At 46.7% G+C, this 6,074-nt stretch carries 4 protein-coding genes; 2 read left to right on the forward strand and 2 right to left on the reverse strand.

Going from position 1 to position 6,074, the window contains the following annotated elements:
• Positions 1-145: 145 nt before the first annotated feature.
• Positions 146-1,399: an HlyD family efflux transporter periplasmic adaptor subunit gene (locus GX117_04170; GenBank protein NLO32539.1), complete on the reverse strand. Its 1,254-nt coding sequence runs from the start codon at positions 1,397-1,399 to the stop codon at positions 146-148.
• Positions 1,400-1,434: 35 nt separating this feature from the next.
• A complete protein-coding gene (locus GX117_04175) occupies positions 1,435-2,784 on the reverse strand; it encodes a TolC family protein (protein ID NLO32540.1) in 1,350 nt (449 codons plus the stop codon).
• 399 nt (positions 2,785-3,183) lie between these two features.
• On the opposite strand from GX117_04175, the gene GX117_04180 reads away from it, so the two are divergent.
• Together GX117_04180 and GX117_04185 are read left to right on the forward strand one after the other, a co-directional pair.
• Positions 3,184-4,551 carry a sigma-54-dependent Fis family transcriptional regulator gene (locus GX117_04180; protein NLO32541.1) on the forward strand — a complete coding sequence of 456 codons (1,368 nt, stop codon included), beginning with the start codon at positions 3,184-3,186 and terminating at the stop codon, positions 4,549-4,551.
• Positions 4,552-4,562: 11 nt separating this feature from the next.
• On the forward strand, positions 4,563-5,891 hold the full coding sequence (locus GX117_04185) for a PAS domain-containing protein (GenBank protein NLO32542.1): 1,329 nt from the start codon (positions 4,563-4,565) through the stop codon (positions 5,889-5,891).
• Positions 5,892-6,074 lie beyond the last annotated feature (183 nt).

Raw genomic sequence — 6,074 nt, forward strand, 5'->3', positions numbered from 1 at the left:
ATTTAATATACTCGACATCTAAAGCATTTCAATATAAAAGAAATTCTTACTAAGTAACACGATGTTTCCCAATGTTTTCTTTGTAATAGCTGTTTTGCTTGGTGAATCTTGAGAATCTCCTATAAGGAATTCAATGGCAATTTCTTTATTTTAAAATCAACTCTTCTGCCGTGCCGAATGTTTCGTAGCTGGAGGTAATCACTTTTTCTCCCGTCTCGAGTCCGCTCGTCACTTCGTAATAGTTGGGGTTTTGCCGCCCAATGGTAATTTTGCGTTTTACAGCTTTGTTCCCCTCTGCGGTAACGACGAATATCCATTGCCCGCCAGTGGTCTGATAGAACGGCCCGCGTGGTATCAAGACCGCTTCTACCGGTTGTCCGAGTTGCAGGCTGATGTAATAGGTCTGCCCGGCACGGATGTTGTCGGGACGTTCGCCCTCGAACATAAATTCTGTTCTGAACTGCTTGTCACGCACTTCGGGGAATACCTTGCGCACGCGCAGCGCGAAGTTTCTATCCTGCCGTTCAAATGTGGCATCCAGCCCGTTCCTTACACGGTCGATATAGTGTTCGTCGATCAAGGCTTCCACCTTGTAGTCGGACAATACACTGATCTGCCCGATGCGTCCTCCGGTAGGAATATTTTGTCCGATCTCTACATCCAGCAAGCCTAACTGCCCATCCACCGGTGCTTTGATATTCAGGTTCTCGCTCCGCTGATGTATCAGCATCAGGTTCTGGCGCATATTGTGCAGGCTCTCCTCCATCTGGTCGATTTGCACACTGCGATAAATAGAATCTTGCTTCTGGCGTTCTACAACCAATTGCCGCCCATCCACGGCAAATTCGTAATCCTCTTTTGCCTGCAGGTACTCTTCCTTGGAAGTTAACTCCTCTTCATACAGTTTTTGGTACTGTGCATACTTGCGTTGTTTGCGGGTAACATCTAGATCAAGTTGTAATTTTTCCTTTTTCAGCGTCAGCTTGTCCTGCTCCATCGCTACCTGTGTGTTGCGCAGGAAGTTCTGCTTTTCGGCCAGTTGCGCTTCGCTGTCCAATATGTTTAGGCTCAGCATCGAATTGCTCAGCCGGACGATGATATCGCCTTTTTTCACTCCGGCACCTTCTTCCACCAGTTTCGCTTCCACCATGCCGCCCTCGATGGCACTCAGTTGTATGGTGCTTATGGGTTGTACCTGTCCGCTGACGCGTATGTAATCATTAAATTCGCCGCGGGTTGCGGATTGAATAGAGATACGGTTGGCCTCCACATTCAGTTTTGATGCGTGATTGCCGAAGATCAGCCATACAATAACCGTCGCAAATATTGCCCCGCCAATGATGAAGGGAATATGTTTCTTTTTCAATCCTTTTTTCTTCTCAATTAAGATGTCCGTCATATCGTTTACTGATTTATTGATTTTACTGATTCATTTCATTGTCCCATCATCTCTCCACCTTCTACGAAAGACTCTCCCATGTAATAGCGCACCAGACGCGCTTTTAACCGGTAATGCAATTCGGCGTTCAGCTCTTCGGCTTTTGCCTCTACTACGCGATTGGCGCTGGTATGCAGTTCGAGTGAGCTGATCAATCCTTCTTCATATTTCCTCTGGTTTGCTTCGTGTGCGGTTTCCATCGCTTCCCGCTGTTTCACCGCCTGCAAGTAAGCGTCTGCCTGCCCGTTCATGTCCGCCACCGCTTGCTCGATCTCGCTATAGAGCGCGCGGAGTGTTTCCTGAAACTCGTTTTTGGCAATGACCACCTGTGCTTTGCTCCGTTTGTAGGTGGTCGATTTTGAGAAACCGTTGAACAGGGGGACGGACAACGTAAATCCGACATAGGTTCCCCGTTTATTTCTAAGCTGTTCGTAGAACGTGGCATAATCGCTTCCGTCGAGGTATCTTACAAACCCTGTGGACAGACCCGCTTCCATCGAGATGACAGGGGAAAAACCGGCGATGGCGGAACGCCGATTCATCTCTTGCACCTTCAGGGTCGACTCGGCGGACAACGCTTTTGGGTTGATTGTTTTGGCCGTTTCATAAATCGCCGGAACCGACTCGCTCGATTTGACTATCAATTCGACGGCCTGTTTATCGGTGATATCCAGTTCTTCATCCACCGGAAAATTCATTTTTTCCTTGAGCAGAATAATGCCGATGGTGAGCAGATTTTTTTGCCGCGTAAGATTGTAGATGTCGGCTGCTTCTTTGGCCGCCATTTCCGCCACGTCGGGTTTGGCTTTCATGCCCAGCTCTTCCATCCGTTTTGCCTGCTTCATGTTATTGGCGCTCTCTTCCGCCTGTTCTTGCGCCAACTGGACCATCCGCTTATGGTAGAGCACGTTGAAATACGCTTCCATCGTGTCGTAAGCCACCATCTCCCGTTCTTGTTCCAACTGCTGTTTCCCCGCAAGCTTATTCGCTTTCTGCATTTTTATCCTGTAGATATTGGAGAAGCCGTCGAAGATCGTTAAGTTGGAATAGACGGAGTAGGAATTACTGAATGAGTTAATATTGGTGTAGGTGTTTGTTTCGGAGTCCACCCCGCGGCCGAAATTGAAATAAGCATTCGTACTTACGTTCAGCGAGGGGATGAGTCTGCCGATGGCATTCATGTAATCCTGCTGGTAAATGGTGTTCTGCGCTTTCTGCTTGTTGACTTTCGGACTGTTTTCTACCGCGTATCGTATGCAGTCGTCCAGTGCCCATCGTTTTTCCTGCGCCTTTAAAGTTGCGCCCGCAACGAATAATAACAGTAACAGAGATAAGAATCGATTCATATTTTCAGTTCATTTACATTAGACTATTTGAGTCGCCCTTGCTCCTCTATTTTCAATTCTTGTAACGACAGAAGGCATGTAAACTTGCCTTCTGTTCGGATTGCTTAACGAAATAGTTCATTTTGAGAAAACAGGAACCAATACTGTGCCAAGAATATTAAGTCTTTGTTAATCAAATAATTATATTTACCGATCATAATTCAAGTTGTAAAATTATTTTACAATGGTGTTGATAATTTGACAATATTTTGGTTACATTTGTATCCGGGAATGCAGTTAAGATGCAGATTCTTGTTAAAATAAAAACAAGAAGTAAGAAATTCTGAATTCTTACTTCTTTATTTTCTACTTCTTCGTTCTAAAAAATTCCATACGCCGAATAAAATAACCGTATATAAGATGAATCAAGGACGTATTCTTGTCGTCGACGACAACAAAAATGTACTCAGCGCACTTAAAATTTTACTGAATGCCCATTTCGAGGAGGTAATCCTGCTCTCTTCACCCAACACATTGTTAGCAATGGTGAGGGAAAAGAGTCCCGATGTGGTGTTGCTTGATATGAACTATTCGGCGGGGATCAATACCGGGAACGAGGGCCTGTTCTGGCTTTCGGAAGTGAAAAAGGTCAATTCCGATCTGCCGGTGGTACTTTTCACCGCTTACGCGGATATCGATCTGGCAGTAACCGCCCTGAAAAAAGGCGCTTCGGATTTTGTGGTAAAGCCTTGGGACAATGCCAAGCTGTTGGCTACATTGCAGTCTGCGGTGGAATTGCGGATCTCACGAAAGGAAGTGAGCAAACTGAAAGAGAAACAATATGTCCTTAACTCCCAGTTGAGCAGGGAAAGCGATATTTGTTGGGGGGATTCCCCCGTGATGCGGGAACTGTTGCGCCTGGTAGAGAAAGTGGCGAAAACAGACGTCAATGTATTGATCACCGGTGAGAATGGAACCGGTAAAGAAGTGATTGCACGCAAGATACATCAACTCTCGCTACGGGCAAACGAGTCACTTGTCACGGTGGATATGGGAGCGGTTACCGAAACGCTGTTTGAGAGCGAACTTTTCGGCCATGTAAAAGGCTCGTTCACCGATGCGCACAGTGACCGAGCCGGGAAAATTGAGGCGGCGGACAAAGGGACGCTCTTTCTCGATGAGATCGGGAACCTCAGTTATCCACTTCAGGCAAAACTGCTGAATGCCCTGCAGTCGCGTCAGATTATCCGGGTTGGTAGTAATAACCCGGTTGCTGTGGATATACGGTTGATTTGCGCTACGAACCACAACCTATTCCTCGATGTAGAGAACGGCCTTTTCAGGGAAGACCTGCTCTATCGAATCAACACCATTCAGATTGAAGTGCCGCCTTTACGTAGCAGGCAAGAGGATATTCCCGGACTGGCATCGTTCTTCCTCCACCGTTTTGCCGTGAAATACAATAAAACCGGTATAACGCTGAACAAAGAGGCCATCGCGAAGATGCAGGAATACGCCTGGCCGGGCAATGTGCGTGAACTGGAACATACGATAGAGAAAGCGCTTATCTTGTCGGACAATCGGGTAATCGATTCGTCCGACCTTTTTCTCCGGCCGCAGGGCGGTGGAAAGAGGAAAGACCTTGAAAATGCCACTTTGGAAGAAATGGAGCGGGTGCTTATAGAGCAGGCCATGCGTAACTACGGAAGCAATATATCGGCCATCGCAAAAGAATTAGGGGTTTCCCGCCCTACGCTTTACAGCAAAATTAAGAAATACGGACTTTAACCGTCCCAGCCATGTTTAAATCCATCGAATACAAGCTGTACCTCTACATGATCCTGCTGATCGCAGCGGTAGTGATGAGCACTTATTTTGCCATAAAAACGGAATACGTTTACATGGCGTTGTCCGTATTCTTTGCCTTTTTCCTGCTCTATAAACTGCGCCGGAGTTACAATCAGTTCAACAAGAACATTATTTTCCTGCTCAATGCGCTGGATAATGGCGATTACTCGTTCAATTTCGCGGAAACCAAACTTTCGAGGAGGGAAAAGGAGTTGAACAAGATGATGAACCGCATCAAGGATATCCTGTCAAGAGCCCGTAAAGAAGTGATGGAGAACGAGAAATTCTTGAGCGTTATCATGGAAAGCGTTTATACCGGTATCATCATTCTGAATGAGGACAATCTGGTGGTGCAGATAAACCGAACCGTCAACCGGTTACTGGGACTTCCGGTGTTTACCCATATCAATCAACTGGCGAATATCGATAAATCTTTTCCCGATCTGTTCCGCAATCTGGAGGCATCTGATACGAAAACCATTAAAATAGCCAATGAACGGGAGGAGATGCAGTTGAGCCTGAGAGTTTCCGAAGTTATCCTGAGAGGAAAAAAACTGAAGATCATTACACTGAATAACATCGGGAGCGAACTGGATTATAAGGAGATGGATTCGTGGATACGGTTGATCCGTGTGATGACGCATGAGATCATGAACTCGATCGCACCTGTCACGTCGCTGACCGATATGTTGCTGTCCGCTTTCCGGCAGGATGAACCCAACGGTGAAAAGGATCCCTTGATGCAGAATACCGTAGAGGCGTTGCAAACCATTAATACGACCGCCAAAGGGTTAATAAATTTCGTCAATTCTTATCGCCGGTTTACGGGGATCCCCAAACCTCAACTGAATCCGGTTTCATTGCAATCCATTATCGAACGGGCAATCGTGTTGGAAGCGGCTGTCCTTGAAGAGAAGGGAATATCGGTGACCCTGCACCTGCCTACTGCACCTACCGTGAGACAGTTGGATGAGTCGCAGATAATGCAGGTGTTGCTCAACCTGTTAAAAAATGCCGCCGGAGCTGTTTCAGGAGAAGAGGGACAGATCAGGATCGAATTGTCGGAAGAGAAGGAAAAAATACATATGGATGTGTGCAATAACGGCCAGCCCATTGCCGAAGATGTGCTTCCCAATATTTTTGTTCCGTTTTTCACCACCAAGCATTCCGGCACCGGGATCGGGCTGAGCGTATCGCGTTATATTATGCGCCTGCACGGTGGGACGCTGACTCATTTAACAGACAGTGGTTGGACCGTTTTCAGACTCACCTTCGTATAAAAAAGGGAGGAGAGTAAAACTACTCTCCTCCTGGTATCTCAGAAACGTTTGGACATTTATTTCGCGATCCTCTCCAGCCATTTGATCATGCCCAGCATGGTGAACATGGAGATGAGACAGGCTACCACAAAGACCATCCAGGTGGCGGTCATCGAGATAGAGGTGTAGAAGATGGCGCCGATA

Source organism: Candidatus Hydrogenedentota bacterium (assembly GCA_012523015.1).
In the GTDB taxonomy this organism is placed as follows: Bacteria; Hydrogenedentota; Hydrogenedentia; order Hydrogenedentales; family CAITNO01; genus JAAYBJ01.